We start from the raw sequence: 24,490 nt of genomic DNA, 5'->3' as shown, positions 1-24,490 counted from the left end.
TTTATGGAGGAGACGCTGATTCCCGACAATTGTCCAGAACGGGATTGCCCAGAGTGCCGGGCGGCGATCAGCCGCGATCCGGCAGCAGCATGCAGTCATAGGAGCGCTGCTTCAGCGCATCGCAGGCCGAGACGGCGGCATCCTTGCTGGCAAAACCGACGAAGCGCGCACGATAGATCTTGTTGGCCCCCTGCCCGACCGCCTCGGTATAGGGCGAAGCGGAAACGAGCGGCGCGCCGGCTTCCGACTTCGCCTGGGCGAGAAGCGCACGCGCCGCATCGGCGCTGGGAGCGGCCGAGATCTGGATCTGCCAGTCGCCATTGGCCTTCTCTGCTGATGTCTTTGGCGTCTTGCCGGCGTTCAGGATCTCGTCCATCGCGACCGGACGATCCAGCGGGACGACGGCGTCATCGGCATAAGCCAGGCTCTTGGCTGCGAGATCATCAGCCTGGCGCGGTGCGTTGAGCGGCACCGGAACATCGGAAGCGTCAGCGGCGGACGCGACTTCGACAGTTTCTTTCGCGCCGACGCTCGCCACCAGCTTTGCGCCGCCGGAAGACGAGGCACGGCCGAGATAGCGGTCGAGCAAACCAGCCATCTTGGCGTCGCGGCTGCGGGCGGTGCGGCCGCCGAGCACGACGCCGACCACGCGGCGGTTACCATCCCTGACCGCGCTGACGAGGTTGAAGCCGGAAGCGTTGGTATAACCCGTCTTGATGCCGTCCATGCCTTGATAGCGGTACATGAGATTGTTGTGGCCGCGCACGGTTCGGCCACGGAAATTGAAGCTTGCCGTTGAAAACAGCCGGTATTCGTTCGGATAATTCTTCATCAATGCGACGGCGAGCGTCGACATGTCACGCGCCGTGGTGACCTGGCGGCCGTCCGGCAGGCCGGATGCGTTGACGAAGACGGTGCGGCTCATGCCGAGCTGGCGGGCTTTGGCCGTCATCACCCGGGCAAAACCGCTTTCCGAGCCGGCGAGCTTCTCGCCCATGGCGGAGGCGGCATCATTGGCGGATTTGACGATCATGCCATAGACCGCCTCGCGCACGGTGATCGTGCCGCCCGCCTTGACGCCAAGCTTGGTCGGCGGCCGTGCGGCGGCGTATTTCGAAATCGTGATCGGAGTGTCCCAGGCGATCGTGCCGCGCTTCAACGCCTCGAAGGTGAGATAGAGCGTCATCATCTTCGTCAGCGAGGCCGGATGGTTCAGCGTATCGGCATTTTCGGCGGCGAGAACCTTGCCGGTCCGCGCATCGAGGATCAGCGAAGCATTTCCGGCAAGGGCCGCAACAGGCGCCGAAACGGCAAGCGTTACGGTCAAAACAGCCGCCAAAAGCTTTCTCATGCACTTTCCCCTCATATGCTGGCCCCTCACACGCTGGCCCCTGATGCGCAGCCCTTGATGCGGACTCTCGGTCAGACCGGCATTTGTGCCGTAATGTGACAGAAGCCGCAAGTTTGGCGCGACTTTGAGGCAACGCCTATCATTTTTCTAGTCTTTTCATTGCCTTGGTTAACAGGAAATCAAAGACCTGTTCCGAACAGGGATTCAGCAAGGCTTAAGTCGCACTTGCTAGTTTCCCGCAAAGGGCAAGGGACGGGCGCCGCATGACGGGACAATTCAAGCGACTGGCAAAACGCGCAGCGATCGGCGCCGGGCTCGAGGTTTCCTGGCTGCTTGCCTCGGCCGGGCTGATGCGCGAAGCGCGCGGGCGCGGCGTCGTCTTCACGCTGCATCATGTCCGCCCGCACGTGCCAGAGGCCTTCGAGCCGAATGCGCATCTCGAAATCACCCCGCGTTTTCTCGATGCGGCGCTGCGGCGGCTGCGGCGGGAGGGCTATCGTTTCGTGCCACTCGATCAGGTGCCGGTGCTGCTGGCGGAGCCCGAGGGCGGAGTGCCGTTTGCTGCCTTCACGCTCGACGACGGATACAGCAACAATCTGGAGCATGCGCTGCCGGTATTCGAGCGGCATCAAGCGCCGTTCACGGTGTTCGTCGCCAAGGGTTTTGCCGAGGGCTCCCACAGCATCTGGTGGGAGACGCTGGCGATCCTCTTACGCCAGGTGCCGGAAATCCGTTTCGATTTCGGCCACGGCATGGAGCGCCTGGTGCTCGACAGCCCACAGCAGCAATGGCATGCCTTCGAGCGCTTTGCCGCCTATATCCATCGCTCCGACGAGGCACGCGCCGTCGCCGCCATCGATCTGCTGGCGCGGGAAAACGGCATCGAGCCGACGGATATCGTCCGCGAACTGGTAATGGGACCCGGCGAATTGCAATGGCTTGCGGCACATCCGCTCGCAGCGCTCGGCGCCCATACGATCAGCCATCGCGCACTGGCCCGGCTGCCGGAAGCCGAAGCACGAATAGAAATGCAGGCTTCGGCGGATTATCTCGAAGCGGTGACCGGTGTCCGTCCCGAGACGATCGCCTATCCCTATGGCACGCCGGCGGCTGCGACCGCCCGCGAGGCGCGCATCGCCCGCAATCTCGGCTTTACCCTCGCGGTCACCACGCAACCCGGGCGGCCGGCAGCGCAGCTGACCGGCTATCTCCCGCGCATTTCGCTCAACGGCTTCTACCAGAAGCGACGCTACGTCTCGGCGCTTGCCTCCGGCATACCGCTGAAGCTGATGGGCCGATAGGCCCGTTACGGATACATCCGCACCTTGTCCCATTCACCTTCCGGTGATGGCCGGCGGAATTCGACCCGGTCGTGCAGGCGGAATTTCTGATCTTTCCAGAATTCGATCGAGGTCGGCCGGATGCGGAAGCCCGACCAGTGGGCGGGGCGCGGAATCTCGCCGATGGCATAGCGGGCGGTATATTCGGCCACCGCCTTTTCCAGCGCGAATCGGCTTTCGAGCGGACGGGATTGTTTAGAGGCCCAGGCGCCGATGCGGCTGCCGCGCGCACGTGTCTTGAAATAGTCGTCCGCTTCGGCATCGGTGACGATCTCGACGGGGCCGCGCAGCCTCACCTGGCGGCGCAGGCTTTTCCAGTGAAAGCACATGGCAGCCTTTTTCTGGCCAAGAATTTCGCGGCCTTTCTGGCTCTCGAAATTGGTGTAGAACACGAAACCGCCGTCGTCGAATCCCTTCAGGAGAACCATGCGGACATTGGGAAGACCATCCTCATCGACCGTTGCCAGCGCCACCGCATTCGGGTCATTGGGCTCCGACGCCTCGGCTTCTTTCAGCCATTCGGCAAAGAGCTTGAAGGGTTCGCCACTTTCGGTAAAGTCACCGCTTGTTAACTCGTTTGCCGACATATTGGTTCAAATGCCCCGGATTATTCAAAACTCGCCCAGCTTTTGATAACTGGACAGGATGCAGGGTGGAAGTCATAACAAAGTCATCTCGCCATACAAGGGGCCTGCGGCGACGCAGCCGCGCGTTCTTCGTCATCGGCACCGCGATGTTGTCGCTCTCTGGCTGCGTCGGCGGCGGTATGGATTTCTTGAGTGACGCCAAGGTCGACCGGTCGGTGGCAACCGGCACCGTGCCGCAGACGCCGCCGAGCACCGACACGCTTTCCGACGAGATGACTGTGCGTAATGCCGTGACCTCGGCCGATGTGCAAAGGCTCGAGGGCCAGCCGCTTCCCTGGGCAAATGCATCGACGGGAAGTGCCGGCGTCATCGATACGATCGTCGAGAATAACGAGTCCGGCCAGGTCTGCCGCCAGTTCCGCACGACCCGGCATTCCTATGTCGGCATCGCCAAATTCTACGGCAAGACCTGCCTCGTCGGCGGCGGCAACTGGCAGCTTCTGAGCTTCCAGCCCGAGAGCTGATCCTCCTAGAGCCTTTCCGGGTTAGATTGAAGCCTTCTGCCGGAGCAGGTTTTCGTCAGGGCAAAGGCGATTGGCGAAGGGCATACCCCAAGGTACGTCCGAGCCGATCGCCTTTGATCCTGGCGGAAAGATGCCCGGCCCACCGGCCGCACCGCTTCGCCATGGCGAAACGATAGGTGCGCCCGGCGATTCTAAGGCTTGCAGATTTGCCAGGCAAATCTGCGGGAAGGTTGGCTGAAACGGGCCGGCTGATCGACCGGCCGGCTTGGCCCGTAGAGCTTGGCTACGACGCGCGCCGGCCGGTCGACCATCCGACTCCGTTTGAGCCAACAGAATGCTTCAATCTGACCAGGAAAGGCTCTAAGGTAGTTCAAAATATTACAGCGTCCCTTTGCGCGTTCGAAAAGACGCTGGGCGCCGTCGCCAACAAGTTAACGCGCGACCGCTTTCTGCCGAATGCTTAGCAAAGAGCTAACCATTCGCCGCGAAACACCCCACATCTCTGCACAGAAATAACAAGTGATTAGCAACTCCGCCGCAGGATCGGCGTTGAGAGTGGTTCTTCCTGCCTTCGTGGCGGGTGACGCCACAGACGTTTTATTGGACGGGGATGCCGGGCAAGGACGAGGCTTGCCGCATCACAACACCGGCGGTTTTGACATGCGCGATCCTTATAAAATTCTGGGCGTCAAGCGCGACGCGGCAGTAGACGAGATCAAGGCGGCTTGGCGCAACATGGCCAAATCAGCCCATCCCGACCACAATCAGGATGATCCGACAGCGACGGCCCGGTTCGCCGAGATCGGCCGCGCCTATGAAACGCTGAAGGATCCGCGCAAACGCAGCCTGTTCGACAATGCCCTGCGGATGGCCGAAGCCAAGAAGCACGAACAGACGATCATGCAGCAGCGCCAGGCCGCCCGCGAGGCGGCCGTGCGCGCCAAGGCGGCGCAGGCCAATGCCGAGCGCGTGATGGAAGAATTGGCGCGCGCCGCCCAGAAGGCTGCCGCCGACGGCTCGAGGCAACAGGCAGGTTCTGCTGAAGCTGCCGACGAGATGGTGGATCGCATTTTCGGCGCCCAAGCCCGCGCGGCGGCCGGCGGCCAGGCGCAGGGTCGCGCCCAGCAGACGCAATATCAGCAGGCCCAAAATCAGCAGACACAAAACACCCAGGGCGACGCCGGCAGGCGCATGGATGGCGATGCCGCCGAGGCCGATACCAAGGGCGACGAGGAAGCCGGCGAAGCTGGGGCAAATGCCGCCGCCAACCTGTCGCTGCCGCTCAGCATCCTGACAAACCTGGTGCGCCGTTTCACCGGCGCCAAGGATACCGGCCTCGAGAAAGCACCGGATGAGGTGACGACGGCGACGGTGACGATCGACGACGTGTTGAAGAGCGGCTGGATCACCGCGGCACTGCCGGAGGGCCGCGAAATCGGCTTCGCATTGCCGGCAGGCACGACCGACGGTCACGAGATCAGGCTCAAGGGACAGGGATTCAAACTGCCGGGCATGCAGCGCGGCGACGCCGTCATCAACATTCGCATTGCGCCCGATCCGCGTTTTTCGGTCGACGGTTTCGATCTGCACGCCGTGCTGCCGCTCAGCATCGAAAATGCTGTACTCGGCACCGAGGCGCGCATCGAGGGACCGAGCGGGCCGCTGAATGTGACGATCCCGGCATGGTCCGGCTCGGACAAGACGATTAGAATTCCCGGCCAGGGATTGCCTCGCGAAGAGGGCGGCAGAGGCGATCTCGTCGTCGAATTGCGCATTATCTTGTGGGAAAAACCCGACGATAAAATCACCGATCTCATGCGGAGCATGCGCGAAGGCCTGTTCCTATGAAATTTTTATGACATTCGCACCCTTTATTACGATCCCTAACAGTTGATGATCCCGGCCAAGCTTGAACCGATTAACGGCCTATGCCATAGGCAGGATCGATCAGAATCCTAGGGAGCGAAATATGGCTCAAGCATCCGGCCTCATGGCAGGCAAACGCGGCGTCATCATGGGTGTCGCCAACAATCGTTCGATTGCGTGGGGTATTGCCAAGGCCATTCATGCGCAGGGCGGAGAAGTTGCGTTTACCTATCAGGGCGATGCGCTGAAGAAGCGTGTCGAGCCGCTCGCTGCCGAAATCGGCGCGACGCTCGTCGGCCACTGTGACGTCGCCGACGAAGCCACCATCGATGAGGTTTTCGCGAACGTCGAGAAGCTGTGGGGCAAGATCGATTTCCTCGTGCATGCGATCGGCTTTTCCGACAAGGACGAGCTGACCGGCCGCTACGTCGACACCTCGGCCGACAACTTCGCCAAGACGATGCAGATCTCCGTCTATTCCTTCACTTCGGTCGCACGCCGCGCCGAGAAGCTGATGACGGATGGCGGCGCCATGCTGACGCTGACCTATTACGGCGCCGAAAAGGTGATGCCGAACTATAACGTCATGGGTGTGGCCAAGGCCGCGCTCGAAGCGAGCGTCAAGTATCTCGCCGTCGACCTCGGACCGCAGAACATCCGCGTCAACGCCGTCTCGGCCGGACCGATCAAGACGCTTGCCGCCTCCGGCATCGGCGATTTCCGCTACATTCTGAAGTGGAACGAATATAACGCGCCGCTGCGCCGTACCGTCACCATCGAGGAAGTCGGCGATGTCGGCCTCTATCTCCTGTCGGACCTGTCGCGCTCCGTCACCGGCGAAGTGCACCATGCCGACAGCGGCTATCATGTCATCGGCATGAAGGCGGTCGACGCGCCCGACATTTCCGTCATCAAGGACTAGAGCATTTCGAGCGGAGCTGAGACCGTGCTTATCTACGTGATCAGACACGGCCAGACCGCCTGGAATGCCGAGCGCCGCCTGCAGGGTCAGAAAGATATCCCGATGAATGCCACGGGCCTGGAACAGGCCCGGCAGAACGGCGTGGCGCTTGCCGGGATTCTCGGCGATACGATCGACCAATTCGATTTTGTCGCAAGCCCGCTCGGGCGCACACGCGCGACCATGGAGATCATGCGCAGCGCCATGGGCCTGCCGCCGCTTGCCTATCGCACCGATCCGAGGCTGGTGGAAATTTCCTTCGGCGACTGGGAGGGCTCGACGCTCAAGGAGCTGAAGGCGACGCAGCGCGAGCGGGTGGCGGAACGCAATGCCGCGAAATGGGATTTCATCCCGCCCGGCGATGATGCGGAAAGCTATGAAATCCTCTCCTGGCGCACCGGCTCATGGCTGAACTCCGTCGATCGTCCGACGGTTTGCGTGACACATGGCGGCGTCATCCGCACGCTTTTCCAGACGATCGCCGACCTGCCGAAAAGCACCGCTGCGGAAGGCGCGATCCCGCAGGACCGGATCATCCGGATCGAAACCACGGAGCGGACGATCGCCTGGCTGTAGGTATTGCAGGGCGCTAGGTCGGATTGGGACACGATCGCGTTGCCGGCCAATGAGATTGCCGACACCAGCCCCTCATCCGGCTGCCGCCACCGACCGGGGTCGAGCCACGGGTCTCGACCCGTCCTTCGGACCCCCGTAAACGGGGCGAAGGGACATGTCGCGACCTCTCCGTTCCCCGTCAACCTCTCGTAGGGCACGTCCCCTCGCCCCCCGAGCGGGGAGAGGGTTAGGGTGAGGGGCAGCCATCTGCGCGTACCTCACCCGATCATTCTCCAGAGAACCGCCTATTTGACGATGTCGAGATCGTTGATGACGCGCTTGCCGTCGACCTCGGTATAGAAGACGATCACCTTTACGCCGGCTTCGAGGCCGTCGAAATTGAATTCCTCGGGCGCCTGATAGGTTTTGCCGTCATCGAGCGTCAGCACGAGGTTGGCCGTGTCGACCTTCTTGATCGTCGCCTCGACATCGGCGCTCTCGGCAAAACCGCTCATCGGTGACAGGAAGCTTGCTGTTGCCAAAAGCGTGGCGACGACGAAACGCATGGCGACAATCCTTCTAAGACGCTGCACGAGAACATGACTGGCCACAGATAAGCTCCTGAATATGGCGAAAATTGCCCGTAAGAATGGCTTTTCCCGCCCAATTGATGAATAGGATTTTAAATATAATCAAGATGCCGCGTTAACCCGCGGTTTTTCCCTTCACACGATTTTTCGGCATCGCCGGCGGGCAATCGTAAATTAACCCGCGCGTCCTACAGTTGCTCGCCAACAGGGGAGTTTCATTTTGCTATCCAGGCTCAGCGACAGCAAGCAGTTGCGGCGCGTGTTGAAGAATACTCGCGTTTCGTTTCTGGTTTCGTCGCTTGTCGCCCTCGTCGTCATCATGGTCGGCTTCGGGCTCGACCGGGCCAATACTGCGTCTCATGTGCGCGAACTTCATATCCGCACCGAAAACGAGACGAACCTGATCCGCGCCCGGGTCATGGCCGAGATCAATTTGGACCTCAGCGTCGTGCGCGACCTGACGAACCTGATCTCCCTCAGCGCGGCAAACGGAGAGGAGATGGAGCGCCAGATCAATTGGCTTCTGATCCAGAACCCGTCTTTCATTCATATCGCCGTCGCCCCTGATTTCATCATCCGCGACATCCACCCGCCGCAATCCAGCAATGAGCGGATCGGCCGCGACGTGCGCGAAACCCTCTTCTTCCGCCGGGCGATGACCAGCGCGGCCGGCGACCAGTCGGCGCGCTTCTACGGCCCGATCAGCATTGATGGCCGCGACGCCTTTGCCATCTTCTTCCCGGTTTTCGTCAGGGAGAACGGTGAGCGGCGGCTCTGGGGGGCAGTCGAGGTCGCGATCGACCAGACGATGTTTTACCAGGCGACCGGGCTGATGCCGGCACGCGACCGCGAGAACCGGGAACGCTATGCGCATCTCGACCATCTTTCGATCGCCATCCGCGATATCGGCGCGGCGGCCGCGACCAATGCTGCTCTGCCGGCGCCGTTCTTCGGTTCGTCCGATATCGACGGCAAGGATCCGATGCGCCAGAAGATCGGCTTTGCCGGCGGCAAGTGGGAGCTTTCCGCAGTCCCGAACAGCGGCTGGAATGCGATACCTGAAAACCGCACCGAGCTGCGTCTGATCATCCTTGCCGCCGGCTTCATCATCATCGTGCCGATCTTCTTCGCGACACTTCTGCTCGGCGAGCGCAACCGCAATATTACCGCGCTGGAGAGGCGCGAGGCAAAATTGCTGGAACTGTCGCAGCGGCTCAATCTGGCGCTGGAATCCTCCAATATCGGCATCTGGGAGCTGGAGGATCATTCGAGCAGCCTGCTCTGGGACGCGCGTGCCGCAGCCCTGCACGGCAAAGCAGCGAAAGAAGGAAGCCGGGCGCTCGACGAGTGGCTGGCGGCGATCCTGCCCGAGGATCGTGAAACCGCCGAAGTGCATTTCTTCAGCTGCAGCATTGCCGGCGCTGCCTGCACGGCGCAGTACCGCATCCTGCTTGGCGACGGCGGCATCCGCCATCTGCGCTCGGTCGGCGCCTTCTATACGGATGCCGGCGGCGTCAGCAAGACGATCGGCATCGTCTGGGACGTGACCGCCGATGCGGTGACCACCGACACGCTGCGCAAGGCCAAGGATATGAGCGAGGTCAAGAATGCCGAGCTGGAGCTGGCGCTTGAAGAGCTCTCGAGCCGCGAGGGGCAGCTCGCCGAGCTTTCCAGCCGCCTCGACCTGGCGCTCAATTCCTATCAGTGCGGCATATGGGAAGCGCGGCCCGGCCTCGGCGGTTCGATCTGGAACGAGCGGATGCACGAGCTCTATGGGCTTGCGCCGCGCAACGGCTTCATGACCGAGGAGATCTGGCTTAGCCGCATCCATCCCGAGGACCGGAGCCTGGCGCTCGAAAGCGCGCGTCACTTCAAGCACAACGGCGATACGCACGCCCTCGTCTGCCGCGTGATCGTCGACGACGGCTCGGTGCGCTATGTTCGCTCGGTCGGCAAGGTCCACCAGACGGGGACCGGCGAGATGAAGATCATGGGCATCGCCTTCGATGCCACCGAAGACGTGCTGATGACGATCCGGCTGAAGGCTGCCAAGGACGAGGCGGTCGCCAAGAATATCGAGCTCGAGCTTGTCAAGAACAGGATCGAGCACAATTCGCTGCACGATCCGCTGACCGCACTCGCCAACCGCCGCAAGCTCGACATCGCCCTCGAAAATCTCACCCATGACGGCCGCCAGCAGCGGCAGAAATTCTCGATCCTGCACATCGACCTCGACCGCTTCAAGGACATCAACGACACGCTCGGCCATGCCGCCGGCGATGCAATGCTGGTGCACGCCTCGAAAGTGCTCGCCAAGAACGTCCGCGGCAGCGACATCGTCGCGCGCATCGGCGGCGACGAATTCGTCATCCTGGCGCTCGACGTCGGCGACAAGGAGATGGCGCAGCTTTCGACGCGGATCATCGAGGAGATGCGCCAGCCGATCGATTTCCAGGGCTTTTCCTGCCGCTGCGGCGTGTCGATCGGCATTGCGCTCGCCAACGGCATCCATGTCGATGCGCGCAAGGTGCTGATCAATGCCGATATCGCGCTCTATCGCGCCAAGAGCATGGGCCGTAACCGCTTCGAATTCTTCAATCACAATCTCCAGGCCGATATCGTCAACACCAAGCGCACCGCCGACGAGATCCTCGCCGGCATCGACAATGGCGAATTCACCGCCTGGTATCAGCCGCAATTTTCGGCCCGGACGATGGAACTGACCGGTGTCGAGGCGCTGGTGCGCTGGAAGCACCCCTCCAAGGGGTGGCTCGCCCCCGACAAGTTCCTGCGCATCGCCGACGAGATCAACGTCGTGCAGATGCTCGACCGGATCGTGCTGGAAACGGCGCTGCGCGACAAGATGCGCTGGATGGCGCGCGGCATTGTGGTGCCGAAGGTCTCGGTCAATGTTTCGGCCCGACGGCTGCATGACGGCAGCCTGCTGGAATCGCTCGCCGACCTGCATATCCGTCCGGGCGAGCTCTCCTTCGAACTGGTGGAATCGATCTTCCTCGACGAGAGCGAGGACGTCGTCTCGCAGAATCTCGAGCGCATCAAGGCGCTCGGCATCGATATCGAGATTGACGATTTCGGCACCGGCCATACCTCGATCGTCAGCCTGTTGAAGCTGAAGCCCAAGCGGCTGAAGATCGATCGCCAGCTGGTGCAGCCGATCGTCAATGCCTCGCAGGAGCGCGCACTGGTCAGCTCGATCATCGAGATCGCCCGCTCGCTCGGCGTCGAGACGGTGGCCGAAGGCGTGGAGACGGCAGCACATGCCGCACTGCTGCGCGATCTCGGCTGCGATATCCTGCAAGGCTATGCCTTCTCGCGGCCGCTCTCCTTCGACGATTTCACCAACGAAGCCACCGGAACGGGGTGGCGGCTGGCGTCCTGATCGCGGCCTGTCGATCAGCCCCGTCCTGACCTCTGCCTGCCTGCGCAAAGAGAGTGGTGGCAGGATGCGCCGCCCATCTCCGGCAAAGACGGAAACAGCATTTCCCGGGCTGGCGGTTTGGCGCAAAGAAAGGCTTTTGCCTCGGCGGTTTTTTGGCCTATGAGTGTCGCGCCTTTTCAAGCAATGGCGCGGCCGGCAGCGACCGGCTTTGGCGCGCCACCGTGGGAACACATGTCGCACAATACATTCGGTCACCTTTTCCGCGTAACCACCTGGGGCGAAAGCCATGGTCCGGCGCTCGGCTGCGTCGTCGACGGCTGCCCCCCGGGGCTCAGCTTCAAGCTCGAGGACCTGCAGGTCTGGCTCGACAAGCGCAAACCCGGCCAATCCCGCTTCGTGACGCAGCGGCGCGAGGACGATCTGGTGAAGGTGCTGTCCGGCGTCATGCTGGACGCCGACGGCGAGACGATGACGACCACCGGCACGCCGATCTCCATGCTGATCGAAAACACCGACCAGCGCTCCAAGGACTACGGCGAGATCGCGAAACAATACCGCCCCGGCCATGCCGACTATACCTATGACCTCAAATACGGCATTCGCGACTATCGCGGCGGCGGCCGCTCCTCGGCGCGCGAAACCGCTGCGCGGGTTGCCGCCGGCGGCATCGCCCGTCTTGTCGTGCCAGGCGTCACCGTGCGCGGAGCGCTGGTGCAGATCGGCAAACACAAGATCGACCGCCGCAACTGGGATTGGGATCAGGTCGATCAGAACCCGTTCTTCTCGCCCGATGCCGCGATCGTGCCGGTCTGGGAGGAATATCTCGACGGCATCCGCAAGAACGGCTCCTCGATCGGCGCCGTCATCGAAGTGATTGCCGAAGGTGTGCCGGCCGGCCTCGGCGCGCCGATCTATGCCAAGCTCGACCAGGATATCGCCTCGCTGCTGATGTCGATCAACGCCGTCAAGGGTGTCGAGATCGGCAATGGTTTTGCCGCCGCCGAAACCTCAGGCGAAGACAATGCCGACGAGATGCGCATGGGCAATGACGGCACGCCGATCTTCCTTTCCAACAATGCCGGCGGTATTCTCGGCGGCATCTCCACCGGGCAGCCGGTGGTGGCGCGTTTCGCCGTCAAGCCAACCTCCTCGATCCTGACCGAACGCCAGTCGATCGATGCGGAGGGCAAGAATGTCGATATCCGCACCAAGGGCCGGCACGACCCCTGCGTCGGCATCCGCGCCGTGCCGATCGGCGAGGCGATGGTCGCCTGCGCCGTCGCCGACCATTATCTTCGCGACCGCGGCCAGACCGGCCGTCTGAAATAGGAGCGCTCGCCCATGTCTTATGACCAGAAGCGCGTCGTCGACGCCATCCGGGCCTTCGAGGCCGGCGAGATCGTCGTCGTCATGGACGATAATGACCGTGAGAACGAAGGCGACCTCATCGTCGCCGCCGTGCATTGCACACCGGAGAAGATGGCCTTCATCGTGCGCCATACCTCCGGCATCGTCTGCGCACCGATGCCGAAGGAAGAGGCCAAGCGCCTCAACCTCAACGCCATGGTGGCGGAAAACGATTCGGCCCATACGACGGCCTTCACCGTCTCGGTCGATTTCAAGCACGGCACGTCGACCGGCATCTCGGCAGACGACCGGACGCTGACGGTGCGCAACCTCGCCAATCCAAATGTCGGCGCTTCCGATTTCGTCCGTCCCGGCCATATCTTTCCGCTGGTTTCCCGCGAAGGCGGCGTGCTGATGCGCTCCGGCCATACGGAAGCCGCCGTCGACCTCTGCAAGCTCGCCGGCCTGCCGCTAATCGGCGTCATCTCCGAACTCGTCAACGATGACGGCACAGTCACGCGCGGACCGCAGGTGGTCGATTTTGCCGGACAGCACGGGCTGAAGCTGGTTTCCGTCGCCGATCTCATCGCCTATCGCCAGCGCAAGGAAACGCTGATCGAACTCGGCACCAGCTTCGACATCGAGACGCCGTTCGGCAAGGCCAAGGCCCATACCTATTCCCTGCCCTGGGATCCGATGCAGCACCTCGCCGTCGTCTTCGGCGATATCCGCGACGGCGTCGACATCCCGGTCCGCCTGCATCCCGAGAATGTCGCCGAGGATCTCTTCGGCAAGAACAGCCCGGTCGATTTCTACATGCAGAAGATTGCCGAGCAAGGCCGCGGCGTCATCGTCTATCTGCGCGAAGGCTCGGTCGGCGTTGGACATCACGACAACGGCCGCAAGGCCCGCAACCAGGGCCGCGAAGCCCATGCCGAAGCCCAGACGCGCGACAGCGAATGGCTGGAAATCGGCCTCGGCGCACAGATCCTCAGGGATCTCGGGGTCAGCTCGATCAAGCTGCTCACCAGTCGCGAGCGCCACTATGTCGGCCTCGAAGGTTTCGGCATCAAGATCAGCACGACGGAGATCTGCTGAAGGAGCTCAGCGGCTGCCGCCAGGCGATATTCATACGCAATTTTTAAGACCCGGAGATATTATTCTGGGCAAACAAAATTACTTATAATCTGCCCAGAAAGAACGATGGAGCATGCAAAAGCAACCAGCGCTGAAACAGCCACGCTCACGGAAAACCGATTCCTCACCAAAAGGAAAATACATACGTAGGCAATACAAAACGATAATATTGCCGTGATATGCCTGATGAGGTGCATATTAATATCATTATAACAAACACCGTCTCCGAAAAAATTACCATTTAATACTAAATAATATTGATTGAAATAGTTATACACGAACAATGCAATAAACAATATTGGATATACTAATATAATACACGCATTTGATAAACGTCTGCTTTGCAATTTTTTCTCCTTGGATTTGATTATCTTACATTGTTCGAGATTGATCGCAAGCGCCGCAACCAGAGTATGCAATAGTGTCGCCTTGCGCAGTCATGTTGTCCGAAAAATCATGGAAACGTCGAAGCTTGATTTAGGCGAGGATCTTGGTCAATGTTCTCCAGCTCCGCCATGGCTTAGGGCGGGGGATATTGATAACTACTGCTGAGTATTTGGCACTTGGTGAGATGAAGAGATCTCGCAGCGTGGAAAAGACCGAACGGCAGGAAATGACTCGGATTTGGACCGAGGTGTGCTAGAGGAAAATCATCCTCTCCACCCCTCCAGAAACACGACCTTCTCCACACCCGCAAACCGCGCGAGCCGCTCCAACTCCGCTTCCAGCCGCTCCAGCCGCCCGGCCGACGGCTTGACGCCGGGCTCCAGCCACAGCCGCTTGACATCGAGCGTCGACTTTTTCCGGTCCGCCTTCATGTCGATGCGGCCGATCAGTCGGTCGCCTTCGAGCAGCGGGAAGACGTAGTAACCGTATTCGCGCTTCGGTTCGGGCACGAAGATCTCGATGCGGTAGAAGAAGCCGAAGAGGCGTTCGGTGCGGTTGCGGTCGCGGATCATCGGGTCGAAGGGGCTGAGCACGCGGATGCGCGGCGGCGCGCCGGGGTAAGTGTCGAGCGTCGAGAGGAAATCGGCAAAAGCCCAGGATGGGCGCGCCTTGCCGCCGAGCGCCGGTTCGATCAGCACTTCGATCAGTTCGTCGCGATGGGCTGATACCCAGGCCTTGGCCTCATCGGGCGAGACCAGGTTCCAGAAGGCCGATATCTCGCCATGGGTGGCAAAGCCGAGCCGGGTGAGCGCGCTGCGGCAGGCCCAGTCGACGAATTCCTCGCGGCTCACCTCCGGCTCGCGGAACTCGGCCGGGATGACGCGTTCCGCCAGGTCATAGATCTTCTGGAAATTCGAGCGGCCGGCGATGGCGAACTTGCCGGTGTGCCAGAAATATTCGAGCGCCGTCTTGTTCGGATGCCAGTTCCACCAGCCGCCGGAAACGTGTCCATCGGCCTTGATGTCGCGCGCCAGGATCGCGCCGTCGCGCTCAACGCGCTCATAGGTCTCCGCGAAGGCCGCCTCGAAGCCCTCGCCGCGCAATTTGCGCCAGCGCTCGACGATCACCTTCTCCTGATGACGGAACTTGTGTTTCCAATAGACGAAGAAGGCGCTCGGCAGGATCGAGGCGTCATGTGTCCAGTGTTCGAACAGCGCACCGTCCTTTTCGAGCAGCGCGGTCAGATGCTCGCGCCTGTAGGTCTGGTTGCGCGAAAACAGGATCTGATGATGCGCCCGCTCCACCGTCTGGATGCTGTCCACCTGGACGAAACCCAGATCATGGATGAGCTGCAGCAGGCCGGTCTTGGTCAAGGCGCGGTTCGGCGGGGCGCTGAGGCCCTGCTTGGCCAGAAAGACACGGCGGGCGTCGGAATTGGAAAGCAGATTCGTCATGACCCCATCATAATCCGGAAAATCTTCCTAGCCACCCGATATCCTCCCAATATCGACAGCGAGATTGCTCTTTCATCATCACGGGTTCCCCGTATAGAAGCACTGCTGTCAGGTTGGCGCCGATGGCTACCCCTCACCCTAGCCCTCTCCCCGCCTGCGGGGCGAGGGGACGTGCCAAACGCAACGTCGAGGGTAAAGGAAGCCGGTGCGGCATATCCCCTTCTCCCCGCGAGCGGGGAGAAGGTGCCGGCAGGCGGATGAGGGGCAGGCGGCGATCTCACGGGGCAAGGCGTCGAAGACGTACCACGCCGCAAAACGTCTGCAGCGGGTTCGCGAGGATGCGAGGGATGGGTTTGGATATTCGTTTCGAAGGCGCCGGGGTCAGTTTCGGGGCACGGGTGGCGCTGCAACCGCTGACGCTTAGCATCAGTGGAAAACGCATCGGCGTCATCGGGCTGAACGGCTCGGGCAAGACCACGTTCGCGCGGCTGATCAACGGATTGACCAAGCCATCGGTCGGCCGCGTCACCGTCAACGGCCGCGACACCAGCGACGAGAAGACTGCTGTGGCCGATGTCGGCTTCATCTTCCAGTCGCCGCAGAACCAGATCATCCTGCCGATCGTCAAAGACGACATTGCCTTCGGGCTGAAACGGCGCGGCTTCACCAAGGCGGAGATCGAGGCGAAGGTCGAGGGCGTGCTGGCCCGCTTCGGCGCTGAGGCGCTGGCCGATCGGCGCGCGCACGAGCTTTCCGGCGGCGAGCTGCAGGTGGCGGCCCTCTGCTCGGTGCTGGCGACGGGGCCGGGCATTCTGATCCTCGACGAACCGACCAACCAGCTCGACCTCAAGAACCGGGCGTTGGTCGAAGGGATTATCGCCGGGCTCCCGGAAAGCGCCATCATCATCACGCATGATCTGGAGCTGATCGCCGGCTTCGAGCGGGTGCTGCTGTTTCATGAAGGGCGGCTTGCCGCGGATGCGCCGGCTGCCGAAGCGATCGCCCGCTACAAGGAGATCGCCGCCTGATGCAATCGCTCTATGTCGAAGGCAACAGCGTGATGCACCGGCTTTCGCCGCGTGTAAAGCTGTTGTCGCTGACGGCCTTCGGCGTCCTCCTGTTCATCAGCGACAACCTCATCCTGCTTTCGATCGCCGTACTGCTGACGGCTGCTCTCTATCGGATGGTCGGCCTGCCGTTTGCCGATGGGCTGAGGCGGCTGCGGCCGATCTTCCTGACAATCGCAGTCGTGGCGCTTTTCAACCTCATCTTCAATCCCTGGCAGGAGGCGCTCGTGCCGCTGCTGCGGCTGACGGCATTGATGCTTCTTGCCGCCACCGTGACGGCGACGACGTCGATCACCGAGTTCATCGACGAGGTGACGGCGCTTGCCCGCCCGCTCGAACGCACCGGCTGGGTGCAGGCCGACGATATCGGCCTGGCGCTCGGGCTGGTGCTGCGTTTCGTGCCGGAGATCGTCGGGCGTTATCAGGCGATCCGCGAGGCGCATAAGGCACGCGGGCTGAAGGTCCGGCCGACGACGCTGCTTGCGCCGCTGATCATCCTGACGCTCAAGGATGCGGATAATATCGCTGCGGCGATTGACGCGCGCGGCATTCGGCGGCATGTGAGTTAACGATTGATAAACACGGAATTCATGATGAGCACTCGCGACCTCGTTCTTACCGCCCTCTTTGCCGCGATCATCGTGGCGCTCGGCCTGTTGCCGCCAATCTCGCTCGGCTTCATTCCGGTACCGATCACCGCCCAATCCCTCGGCGTCATGATGGCCGGCGTCGTGCTCGGCGCCCGGCGCGGCGCGATTGCCGTGCTGATCGTGCTGGTTCTGGTCGCCATCGGCCTGCCGGTGCTTTCCGGCGGCCGCGGCGGCCTTGCCATCTTCGCGTCACCAACGGCCGGCTTCCTGATCGGCTGGATCTTTGCCGCCTTCGTCACCGGCTATCTCAGCGAAAGGCTGGTCAACCATCAGCAATCCGCTCTGGTGCAGACGGTGAGCTTCTTCCTCACCGCCATGGCCGGCGGCATCGTCGTGCTCTACGCCTTCGGCATCACCTATCTCGCCACCGTCGCCGGCCTCGGCTTCACGAAAGCCTTCGTCGGCTCGATGGCCTTCATTCCCGGCGATGTGATCAAGGCTTTCGTCGCAGCCCTGCTTGGCCGCGCCGTCATGGTCGGCTATCCCCTGCTGCCGTCGCGCGCCTGACGCATAGGCCGGTCTTGTCTGGTGAATACCCCAACGGCCCCTTCGGGGGCCGTTGCGCTTAAAGACATAGAACCTATGCGAAAGCCTCACCAGGCGTTCAACCCCGTCCGCATGAGCGGGAACTTCCAAACCTTCTTTTCATTTTCCCGCAATGAACATCCCTGAAGGAGAACCCATGCGAAGCGGCCGGCAGGAGGAGATGGCTGCCTGGTTCCGCTCGCTGGATCCTGTCCAGCTGAAGGACATGGTCGGCCTTTGGAGCGGCGTCGGCATTCCGTCGGATCATCCACTGGACGGCGTGCTCGAGAATCTCAACTGGTTTGGCAAGCGCTTCCATTCCGACATGCGGGCGGACGCCCTGCTCTTCACGTGGAGACCGGGCCGACTCGTGGCGCTCGAGCCAAGTTTCTTACCCGTTAGGCTGGCGATCAAGATGGCGCCCTTTGGCCGGACATTCGTCGCGCGCAGCTGGTTCTCATACCTGCAGAAGCTGCTTCGAGCGAGAGGCACGACCGCTTCGTTGCGGCTTCAGTCTCTCGACGGCATCGAAACGGCTGCGATGATCTACGACAAACAGCCGATCGTGGATTACTTCCGAAGGATTGACGATGACGAGATTGCCGGAATGATGTGCGTGCGCGGCGACCCTCGGCGGTTCTTCTTCAGGCTCCGGAAAGTGCTGGCGCCTGAATGATCTTTCCTCAATCCAAGACAGCCTGAACATGCTATGAAAGCAGGGAAGAGGACGAGATGACCGTCATCGATCGAAATCATGTTCAAGTCGGGGGCGATGGCCAGCGTGCGATGATCTTTTCGCATGGATTTGGGTGCGACCAGAATATGTGGCGCTTCGTGGCTCCGGCTTTTGAAGGCGACTTCAAGACGGTGCTGTTCGATCATGTTGGCGCGGGACGATCCGATCTTGCGGCTTATGATGCCGGGAAATATTCGTCATTGTCCGGTTATGCGGATGACCTGGTGGAAATTTGCCGCGAACTTGGCCTGACGCAAACGGTCTTCGTCGGGCACTCCGTCAGCGCGATGATCGGCGTCATCGCCTCGCTGCAGGCACCGGAACTGTTTGAAAGCCTGATCCTCGTCGGGCCGTCGCCGCGCTATATCAACGACAACGATTATATCGGCGGCTTCAGCGCCGCTGAGATAGACGAACTCCTGACATCGTTGGACGACAATCACTTGGGGTGGTCTGCCGCCATGGCGCCCGCCATCATGGGCAACCCCGATCGACCAGAACTTAGCGACGAGCTGACAAATAGTTTCTGCCGCACCGATCCGGAAATCGCCAAGGCGTTTGCACGGGTGACATTCACCTCGGACAATCGCAGCGACCTTCCTGAAGTCACCGCCAGAACGCTGATCCTTCAATGCCGTGATGATATCATCGCCTCCGAAGAGGTCGGCGAATTCGTCCATCGGCAGGTCCCAAACAGTCAATTGGTCGTGCTGAATGCGAGTGGCCACTGCCCTAACCTCAGCGCTCCCGACGAGGTCATATCTGCAATCCGGCGGTTCGTCCGATGACTGGTGGCGACACGCAGATCGTTATGCCGGCGGAAGACCTTGAGGACTTGTACGAAAACGCGCCTTGCGGCTATCTTTCGCTGCAACCGGACGGGCGCATCGTCAAGGTGAACCGAACGCTCTCCACCTGGATCGGCACCCCTGCCGAGCAACTCCTCGGCAAACGACTTCACGACCTCCTCAACACCTCTGGCCGTATATTCTACGAAACCCATTTTGCGCCTCTGCTGCGCATGCAGGGGTTTTTCAACGAGGTTGCCCTCGATCTTGTCGCGGCGGACGGCAGAAAACTGCCTGTGCTCGCCAATGCCATGGAAAGACGTGCAGAAGACGGTGCTTTGCTTTTCACCCGCGTGACGATGTTCCAGGCTGCCGAGCGTCGCCGTTATGAACGGGAGCTGGTCGAAGCGCGCGCAGCCGCGGACGCTGCCGGCGCCACCATCAAATCCCAGCTCGACTTCGAACAGCAAACCGCCGAGTTGCGGGAGCAGTTCATCGCCATCCTTGGCCATGACCTGCGCAATCCGCTTGCCTCGATTGCCGCTGCGGCGCGTATGTTGCGAAAGGAAGAGCAGACCGATCGCTCGACCAAAGTTCTCGATTTAATGCAGGGCAGCGTCGTTCGCATGTCTGGCCTGATCGACAACGTCCTCGACTTCGCGCGCGCACGATTGGGTGGCGGCATCGTGCTCGACAGGCGAGCGGAGGAGCTCGAGCCGATCCTGCGGCAGGTCATCGAAGAACTCCGCTATAGTCACCTCGACCGCAGAATTGAGGTGAGCATCGAATTGGACGGCCCTATAAATTGCGACAGCAGCCGGATTGGCCAGCTGGTGTCCAATCTCTTGGGAAATGCCCTGACCCATGGGACGCCGGACGAACCGGTGCGGCTATCTGCGGCAACCGTCGACGGAAGACTGGGGCTTTGGATCGCCAATGGCGGCGCTCCGATCTCCAGCGATGCGATGACAGGGCTTTTTCAGCCCTTCTTCAGAGGCGAAGCCGGCACAAGTCAAAGAGGGTTGGGGCTCGGTCTGCACATCGCTTCGGAAATCGCCCGCGCCCATGGTGGGACGATCACGGTCAGTTCCGATGACAAGGAAACGCGCTTCACCTTTGTGATGCCCTTGGATTGATAGGGCCACACAGCCGGCCGGCGTGAGCGGCTATCCCTTGCTGTCGGTGCGCGCCTGGCGCCGAAGCCGGTCGCCATCTCGGCACGGCCCGGAATCCGGGCAACAAAAAACCGCCTTGAGGCGGTCGGGCATTCTATCGATTTCAGTTTGATTTAGTCTCCTCCTCCATCTCCGCCACCGCCATCACAGCCGCCGTCGCCTGAGGCGTCGAACCAGCCTCCACCTCCATCGCCGGAGCCTCCCGAATTGCCCCACCTGCGCTTGGTGTTTGCGGTGGTCTGGGTGGTGGCGCCTCTTTCTGCCCTGGCGATCAGCGCAAAGATCAGTGCGAAACCCCCAACGAGCACGGCAACCACAAGAAATGTCTCCAATCAGTATCCTTTCGTTGTTTCAGGAAATCTCTTTTCCTGACTAAAATAGTAGATTATTTTCCCGCTCCCGGAAATAGCCTGAATATGAAACTTTCATGACAGTCTGGATCACGTCAAAACTCTGCGCTGCCTAAGTTGCAGCGCAGTGGATCTCGGGCTGGTTCCCCTTCAAGCCGCCGCTCTTTGCGGAAAGAGGACGGCTTGCGGGGCGGCTTTGACGCCCGTCACGATCAAGGGGTCCCGATAGAGCCGAGGCGACGGTATTCCCAGCCTGGAATGCAGCTTTGCGGCCGAGCTTGGCAGGAACGGCAGGAGGCAGCGAGCAATGATCGCCAGGCCGTAGACCTGCTCGGCCAGGGAGGCGCCGAGACGAGCGGCGGTCGCCTTCCGATCCTCCGGCGCGAGATCGGCAAGCAGGGCTTTCGCATCCGCCCATGGTGCACGTTGTGCAAACCGCCTGTTCGCCTCGCCGATAAACGCGAAAATATCGGCGAGGCCGACATGAAGCTCGTAGGCATCGAAAGCCTGGGCCACCTTGCCCGGAAGGCGGGCGACAGCCTCCACAAACGCGCTGTCTGGCACCGGCGGGACGATGCCGTCGAACGAAGTAGACAGGAGGGCAAGCACCCGGTTGGCGAGATTTCCAAGCTGCCCTGCCAACTCTCCCGACCAGGCGGCTTCCAGACGCTCGGCCGAGAAATCGCCATCGTCACCCGAGCGTATATGCCGGAGCAGGTAATATCGCAGTGCGTCCGGTGTTTCGTAGGATTGGATGATGCCTTCCGGATCGATGCCGTTGCCGGCCGACTTGCCGATCTTCTTGCCATCCACCGTGACGTAGCCGTGCACCAGGATCGACGATGGCGGCGGCAGGCCTGCGGACGAAAGGATGGCCGGCCAGTAGATGGCGTGGAATTTGGAAATACCCTTGCCGACGACATGGATGCGTTGGCCGCCGTTCCAATAGCGCGGCAAGAGGGTTTCATCGGACCCGTGGCTGAGACCTGTGAGGTAGTTCGCCAAGGCATCGAACCAGACATAGACGACCTCATCCCCATCGGGGACAGGCACACCCCAGCCTCGCGCCCGCTCGGCACTGCGCGACACGCTGATGTCGCTCAGGCCACGCCGCAGCAGGGCAAGGACCTCGTTGCGCCGATGGGCTGGGACGATCCGAATCTCGCCGGTCTCAATGAACTCAAGCAGCCGGTCGCCGTATCGGGAGAGACGGAAGAACCAGTTCTCCTCACGGATGGTCTCAAGGGCAATGCCGTGTTCCGGGCAGCGCCCGTCATCGAGTTCCGACGGCTCGTAGAATTGCTCGCAACCGACGCAATAAAGGCCCTCATAGGCCTTGCGATAGAGGTCGCCATTTCCGGCGCATGCCCTCCACAAGGCATGGACGCAGGCGATATGCCTTGGATCGCGGGAGGTGCGGACGAATTCCTCATTGGAGATGTCGAGCAGGCCGCCAAGGCGCTCGAACCGGTCGGCGTTGGCATTGACGAAGTCCCTCACCTGTTGTCCCGCGGCTTCCGCCGACCGGACATTCTTCAGGCTATTGTCGTCGGTTCCGCACTGGAACCTGACGTCGTCGCCGAGAAGCCGGGAATGGCGGGCATAGGCGTCGGCCTGGACCAGTTCGAGGGCAAAGCCCACATGCGGCGCGGCATTCACATAGGGGATCGAGGTGGTGATGTAGATCTTGTTCATCGGCGTTTCCTTTCGAAGGCTGTTATTGCCCGCGAGACGGATCGACCCATGAAAAGACCGCCTCGAGGGCGGTCGCTGGTGCATTCTGGACGCACGAAACCCGCCACGCTATGAGCGCGGCATCATCATCACGAAAGTGCTGATCACGGTGTTGTCCATGCGATTTTCCTAGCATCAACGGCCGTTTCGAACAAGCACGCTCGTTGACCGGGCATGGTGCTTCCGCTTTGTCACGGAGCCGTTGCGGACCAAACAGCATGCCGCTATGGTGCCGACGTCGGAAAAGGCAGACTTGGTTTGGTAAGCCCAAGTCCTTCTGGAAACGGAAGCTCTGTCCCCTGCCCCAGGCATGAGACCCCGCGACGAACGTCGGACGCTGAAAGCGCCCACCGTTCGTCCGTGTGGTTGTCAGAACGACGAACTGCTCCGGTCGAACGACCATAAGGAGCCGTTCATGAATAATCGCCACCCGTCTTCTTTTCTCTTCGATGTCGTGATTGCAGGCGCCGGGCCGGTCGGCTTGTTGCTGGCCTGCGAGCTCCGCCTTGCCGGGGTTTCCGTGCGGGTGCTGGAGCAAGCGGAAAACCCGCACTTGGCCTTGAAAAAACTGCCCTTCGGCATGCGCGGCCTGACGCTGCCGACCATTGAAGCATTCTACCGGCGCGGCCTGCTCGATGCGCTTACAGCGGCCAGGCGGGAGGCGAAGCCGGCGGGACAAGTGCGCAGGCAGGCCGGACACTTCGCCGGCATCCCCTTCGATTATGACCGGATCGATAGCTCAAAATGGGCCTATCGACTACCGAGCCCGGCCGACAGCAATATGGCGGCCGAAATGGAGCGGATCGAGACCGCCCTTGCCGACCGCGCGCAGGCGATCGGCGTCGAGGTCAGACGGGGTGTGCGCCTCGAAGCTTTCGCACAATCAGCCGATTGGGTCACGATCCAAGCTGGAGATCAGAGCTTTGAGGGCCGCTGGCTGGTCGGCTGTGACGGTGGCCGCAGCATGGTGCGCAAAGCTGGCGGCTTTTCCTTCGTCGGAACCGATCCCGAATTTACCGGCTATTCCGTGCAGGTTGATCTGGCCGACCCGGAAAAATTGAAGCTCGGCCGACAGCTGACGCCGACCGGCATGTATTTCCAGACGCAGCCCGGCCATTTCGGCATGGTGGAGTTTGATGGCGGCGCATCTCACCGCGCCGGCCCGATCACGCTTGCGCATGTGCAAGCCGTGCTGCGGCGGATATCGCAGACCGATGTCACGCTGACCGCGCTGCACGTCGCCACGAGCTGGACCGATCGCGCCCAGCAGGCGACGGAATATCGGAGGGGCCGGGTGCTGCTTGCCGGTGATGCGGCCCATATTCATTCGCCGCTCGGCGGGCAAGGGCTCAATCTCGGGCTTGGCGACGCCATGAATCTCGGCTGGAAGCTCGCCGCGACCATCCGGGGCGATGCGCCGGACGGATTGCTCGACAGCTATTTCACCGAACGGCATCCGATCGGTGAACGGGTTCTCGCCTGGTCGCGGGCGCAGGTCTCGATCATGCGGCCTGGCCCCCACGCCCGGGCGATGGAAGCCATCATCCGCGATCTCATCGCCACCCGCGACGGCGCCACCTATTTCGCCGATCGGGTCTGGAATGCGTCGATGCGCTATGATCTCGGCGGCGGCCACACACTGGCCGGCGGCAGCGCCCCCGACTTCGAATGGACTGATGGCACCAGGCTCGCCGCCCTGCTCGCCGACGGCAGGGGTTTGCTGATCGACTTCGACCATCGCGCAGCACTCCGGTCGATCGCACGCCGTTGGGGCGACCGGGTCAAATATGTCGAGGGTGACGTGAAGGACCGGCTGGGACTGACCGCCCTGCTCGTCCGCCCCGATGGAATTGTCGCCTGGGCCTGTGAGGGTGAGGCGAATCTTGAAGACGCGATCGAAGCCGGATCGCGTTGGTTTGCTGTTCGGGACAGCAGATAGCGTCGCCGGACTCTGGTTGATTCAAGC

General features: G+C 61.5%; 21 protein-coding genes. 15 read left to right on the top strand and 6 right to left on the bottom strand.

Features of this window, described 5'->3' with window-relative positions; genetic code table 11:
* Positions 1 to 67 precede the first annotated feature (67 nt).
* Positions 68 to 1,351, bottom strand: coding sequence for a D-alanyl-D-alanine carboxypeptidase family protein (locus tag CUJ84_RS03245; RefSeq protein ID WP_105005157.1), 1,284 nt, complete (start codon positions 1,349 to 1,351; stop codon positions 68 to 70).
* Positions 1,352 to 1,614: 263 nt separating this feature from the next.
* Here CUJ84_RS03245 and CUJ84_RS03240 point away from each other — a divergent pair, with 263 nt between their 5' ends.
* Positions 1,615 to 2,652, top strand: a complete 1,038-nt coding sequence (locus CUJ84_RS03240; protein WP_105005156.1) for a polysaccharide deacetylase family protein — start codon at positions 1,615 to 1,617, stop codon at positions 2,650 to 2,652.
* A gap of 5 nt (positions 2,653 to 2,657) precedes the next feature.
* On the opposite strand, the gene pdxH is transcribed toward CUJ84_RS03240, so the two are convergent.
* On the bottom strand, positions 2,658 to 3,278 hold the full coding sequence (pdxH, locus tag CUJ84_RS03235) for a pyridoxamine 5'-phosphate oxidase (RefSeq protein WP_105005155.1): 621 nt from the start codon (positions 3,276 to 3,278) through the stop codon (positions 2,658 to 2,660).
* 65 nt (positions 3,279 to 3,343) lie between these two features.
* Between pdxH and CUJ84_RS03230 the strand changes: the two genes are divergently transcribed.
* The 4 genes from CUJ84_RS03230 (at position 3,344) to CUJ84_RS03205 (ending at position 7,205) form a co-directional block, all read left to right on the top strand.
* Positions 3,344 to 3,802, top strand: coding sequence for an RT0821/Lpp0805 family surface protein (locus tag CUJ84_RS03230; protein WP_027685735.1), 459 nt, complete (start codon positions 3,344 to 3,346; stop codon positions 3,800 to 3,802).
* A gap of 630 nt (positions 3,803 to 4,432) precedes the next feature.
* Positions 4,433 to 5,650, top strand: a complete 1,218-nt coding sequence (locus CUJ84_RS03215) for a J domain-containing protein (RefSeq protein WP_199788764.1) — start codon at positions 4,433 to 4,435, stop codon at positions 5,648 to 5,650.
* 121 nt (positions 5,651 to 5,771) lie between these two features.
* Positions 5,772 to 6,590, top strand: coding sequence for an enoyl-ACP reductase FabI (fabI, locus tag CUJ84_RS03210; protein ID WP_027685737.1), 819 nt, complete (start codon positions 5,772 to 5,774; stop codon positions 6,588 to 6,590).
* Between the two features lie 24 nt (positions 6,591 to 6,614).
* Positions 6,615 to 7,205 carry a histidine phosphatase family protein gene (locus tag CUJ84_RS03205; RefSeq protein WP_105005153.1) on the top strand — a complete coding sequence of 197 codons (591 nt, stop codon included), beginning with the start codon at positions 6,615 to 6,617 and terminating at the stop codon, positions 7,203 to 7,205.
* 284 nt (positions 7,206 to 7,489) lie between these two features.
* On the opposite strand, the gene CUJ84_RS03195 is transcribed toward CUJ84_RS03205, so the two are convergent.
* Positions 7,490 to 7,750, bottom strand: a complete 261-nt coding sequence (locus tag CUJ84_RS03195; RefSeq protein ID WP_003569889.1) for a DUF1344 domain-containing protein — start codon at positions 7,748 to 7,750, stop codon at positions 7,490 to 7,492.
* Between the two features lie 244 nt (positions 7,751 to 7,994).
* On the opposite strand from CUJ84_RS03195, the gene CUJ84_RS03190 reads away from it, so the two are divergent.
* The 3 genes from CUJ84_RS03190 to ribB all read left to right on the top strand — a co-directional run bounded on the left by CUJ84_RS03190 (position 7,995) and on the right by ribB (position 13,619).
* On the top strand, positions 7,995 to 11,174 hold the full coding sequence (locus CUJ84_RS03190; protein WP_105005152.1) for a bifunctional diguanylate cyclase/phosphodiesterase: 3,180 nt from the start codon (positions 7,995 to 7,997) through the stop codon (positions 11,172 to 11,174).
* A 231-nt stretch (positions 11,175 to 11,405) separates the two neighbouring features.
* A complete protein-coding gene (gene aroC / locus CUJ84_RS03185) occupies positions 11,406 to 12,503 on the top strand; it encodes a chorismate synthase (RefSeq protein ID WP_105008073.1) in 1,098 nt (365 codons plus the stop codon).
* Between the two features lie 12 nt (positions 12,504 to 12,515).
* Positions 12,516 to 13,619: a 3,4-dihydroxy-2-butanone-4-phosphate synthase gene (gene ribB / locus CUJ84_RS03180; RefSeq protein ID WP_105005151.1), complete on the top strand. Its 1,104-nt coding sequence runs from the start codon at positions 12,516 to 12,518 to the stop codon at positions 13,617 to 13,619.
* A gap of 689 nt (positions 13,620 to 14,308) precedes the next feature.
* Here ribB and CUJ84_RS03175 read toward each other — a convergent pair.
* The gene (locus tag CUJ84_RS03175; RefSeq protein ID WP_105005150.1) at positions 14,309 to 15,499 is read right to left on the bottom strand and encodes a winged helix-turn-helix domain-containing protein; all 1,191 of its coding nucleotides are present in this window, start codon (positions 15,497 to 15,499) and stop codon (positions 14,309 to 14,311) included.
* 353 nt (positions 15,500 to 15,852) lie between these two features.
* Between CUJ84_RS03175 and CUJ84_RS03165 the strand changes: the two genes are divergently transcribed.
* The 6 genes from CUJ84_RS03165 to CUJ84_RS03140 all read left to right on the top strand — a co-directional run bounded on the left by CUJ84_RS03165 (position 15,853) and on the right by CUJ84_RS03140 (position 20,401).
* Positions 15,853 to 16,527, top strand: coding sequence for an energy-coupling factor ABC transporter ATP-binding protein (locus tag CUJ84_RS03165; protein WP_105005148.1), 675 nt, complete (start codon positions 15,853 to 15,855; stop codon positions 16,525 to 16,527).
* Positions 16,527 to 17,135 (top strand): energy-coupling factor transporter transmembrane component T family protein, encoded by a 609-nt coding sequence (locus CUJ84_RS03160; RefSeq protein ID WP_105005147.1) that lies wholly within the window; start codon positions 16,527 to 16,529, stop codon positions 17,133 to 17,135. The genes CUJ84_RS03165 and CUJ84_RS03160 overlap by 1 nt, the downstream gene beginning before the upstream one ends.
* A 24-nt stretch (positions 17,136 to 17,159) precedes the next feature.
* Positions 17,160 to 17,723, top strand: coding sequence for a biotin transporter BioY (locus tag CUJ84_RS03155; protein ID WP_047614436.1), 564 nt, complete (start codon positions 17,160 to 17,162; stop codon positions 17,721 to 17,723).
* Between the two features lie 151 nt (positions 17,724 to 17,874).
* Positions 17,875 to 18,417, top strand: coding sequence for a GXWXG domain-containing protein (locus CUJ84_RS03150; protein WP_105005146.1), 543 nt, complete (start codon positions 17,875 to 17,877; stop codon positions 18,415 to 18,417).
* A gap of 56 nt (positions 18,418 to 18,473) precedes the next feature.
* Positions 18,474 to 19,265 carry an alpha/beta fold hydrolase gene (locus tag CUJ84_RS03145; protein ID WP_105005145.1) on the top strand — a complete coding sequence of 264 codons (792 nt, stop codon included), beginning with the start codon at positions 18,474 to 18,476 and terminating at the stop codon, positions 19,263 to 19,265.
* Positions 19,262 to 20,401: a PAS domain-containing sensor histidine kinase gene (locus CUJ84_RS03140; protein WP_105005144.1), complete on the top strand. Its 1,140-nt coding sequence runs from the start codon at positions 19,262 to 19,264 to the stop codon at positions 20,399 to 20,401. The genes CUJ84_RS03145 and CUJ84_RS03140 overlap by 4 nt, the downstream gene beginning before the upstream one ends.
* Before the next feature lie 152 nt (positions 20,402 to 20,553).
* Here the strand turns inward: CUJ84_RS03140 and CUJ84_RS03135 are convergent, their stop codons facing one another.
* Together CUJ84_RS03135 and CUJ84_RS03130 are read right to left on the bottom strand one after the other, a co-directional pair.
* Positions 20,554 to 20,772, bottom strand: a complete 219-nt coding sequence (locus tag CUJ84_RS03135; protein WP_105005143.1) for a hypothetical protein — start codon at positions 20,770 to 20,772, stop codon at positions 20,554 to 20,556.
* A 168-nt stretch (positions 20,773 to 20,940) separates the two neighbouring features.
* Positions 20,941 to 22,485, bottom strand: a complete 1,545-nt coding sequence (locus tag CUJ84_RS03130; protein WP_105005142.1) for a methionine--tRNA ligase — start codon at positions 22,483 to 22,485, stop codon at positions 20,941 to 20,943.
* A 454-nt stretch (positions 22,486 to 22,939) separates the two neighbouring features.
* Here CUJ84_RS03130 and CUJ84_RS03125 point away from each other — a divergent pair, with 454 nt between their 5' ends.
* The gene (locus CUJ84_RS03125) at positions 22,940 to 24,463 is read left to right on the top strand and encodes an FAD-dependent monooxygenase (protein ID WP_105005141.1); all 1,524 of its coding nucleotides are present in this window, start codon (positions 22,940 to 22,942) and stop codon (positions 24,461 to 24,463) included.
* The last annotated feature ends 27 nt before the right edge of the window (positions 24,464 to 24,490 follow it).

The sequence above is a fragment of the Rhizobium leguminosarum genome (assembly GCF_002953715.1).
Lineage (GTDB): Bacteria > Pseudomonadota > Alphaproteobacteria > Rhizobiales > Rhizobiaceae > Rhizobium > Rhizobium leguminosarum_V.
Note: the sequence above shows the minus strand (reverse complement) of the source record. Positions and strands in the feature narration are given on the sequence as shown.

Excerpts from the sequence above, each read along its gene's own strand:
- ribB (WP_105005151.1), top strand. The coding sequence starts at position 12,516 with ATGTCTTATGACCAGAAGCGCGTCGTCGACGCCATCCGGGCCTTCGAG.
- CUJ84_RS03140 (WP_105005144.1), top strand. The coding sequence starts at position 19,262 with ATGACTGGTGGCGACACGCAGATCGTTATGCCGGCGGAAGACCTTGAG.
- CUJ84_RS03195 (WP_003569889.1), bottom strand. The coding sequence starts at position 7,750 with ATGCGTTTCGTCGTCGCCACGCTTTTGGCAACAGCAAGCTTCCTGTCA.
- aroC (WP_105008073.1), top strand. The coding sequence starts at position 11,406 with ATGTCGCACAATACATTCGGTCACCTTTTCCGCGTAACCACCTGGGGC.
- CUJ84_RS03160 (WP_105005147.1), top strand. The coding sequence starts at position 16,527 with ATGCAATCGCTCTATGTCGAAGGCAACAGCGTGATGCACCGGCTTTCG.
- fabI (WP_027685737.1), top strand. The coding sequence starts at position 5,772 with ATGGCTCAAGCATCCGGCCTCATGGCAGGCAAACGCGGCGTCATCATG.
- CUJ84_RS03245 (WP_105005157.1), bottom strand. The coding sequence starts at position 1,351 with ATGAGAAAGCTTTTGGCGGCTGTTTTGACCGTAACGCTTGCCGTTTCG.
- pdxH (WP_105005155.1), bottom strand. The coding sequence starts at position 3,278 with ATGTCGGCAAACGAGTTAACAAGCGGTGACTTTACCGAAAGTGGCGAA.
- CUJ84_RS03150 (WP_105005146.1), top strand. The coding sequence starts at position 17,875 with ATGAACATCCCTGAAGGAGAACCCATGCGAAGCGGCCGGCAGGAGGAG.
- CUJ84_RS03155 (WP_047614436.1), top strand. The coding sequence starts at position 17,160 with ATGAGCACTCGCGACCTCGTTCTTACCGCCCTCTTTGCCGCGATCATC.
- CUJ84_RS03240 (WP_105005156.1), top strand. The coding sequence starts at position 1,615 with ATGACGGGACAATTCAAGCGACTGGCAAAACGCGCAGCGATCGGCGCC.
- CUJ84_RS03125 (WP_105005141.1), top strand. The coding sequence starts at position 22,940 with ATGAATAATCGCCACCCGTCTTCTTTTCTCTTCGATGTCGTGATTGCA.
- CUJ84_RS03145 (WP_105005145.1), top strand. The coding sequence starts at position 18,474 with ATGACCGTCATCGATCGAAATCATGTTCAAGTCGGGGGCGATGGCCAG.
- CUJ84_RS03130 (WP_105005142.1), bottom strand. The coding sequence starts at position 22,485 with ATGAACAAGATCTACATCACCACCTCGATCCCCTATGTGAATGCCGCG.
- CUJ84_RS03175 (WP_105005150.1), bottom strand. The coding sequence starts at position 15,499 with ATGACGAATCTGCTTTCCAATTCCGACGCCCGCCGTGTCTTTCTGGCC.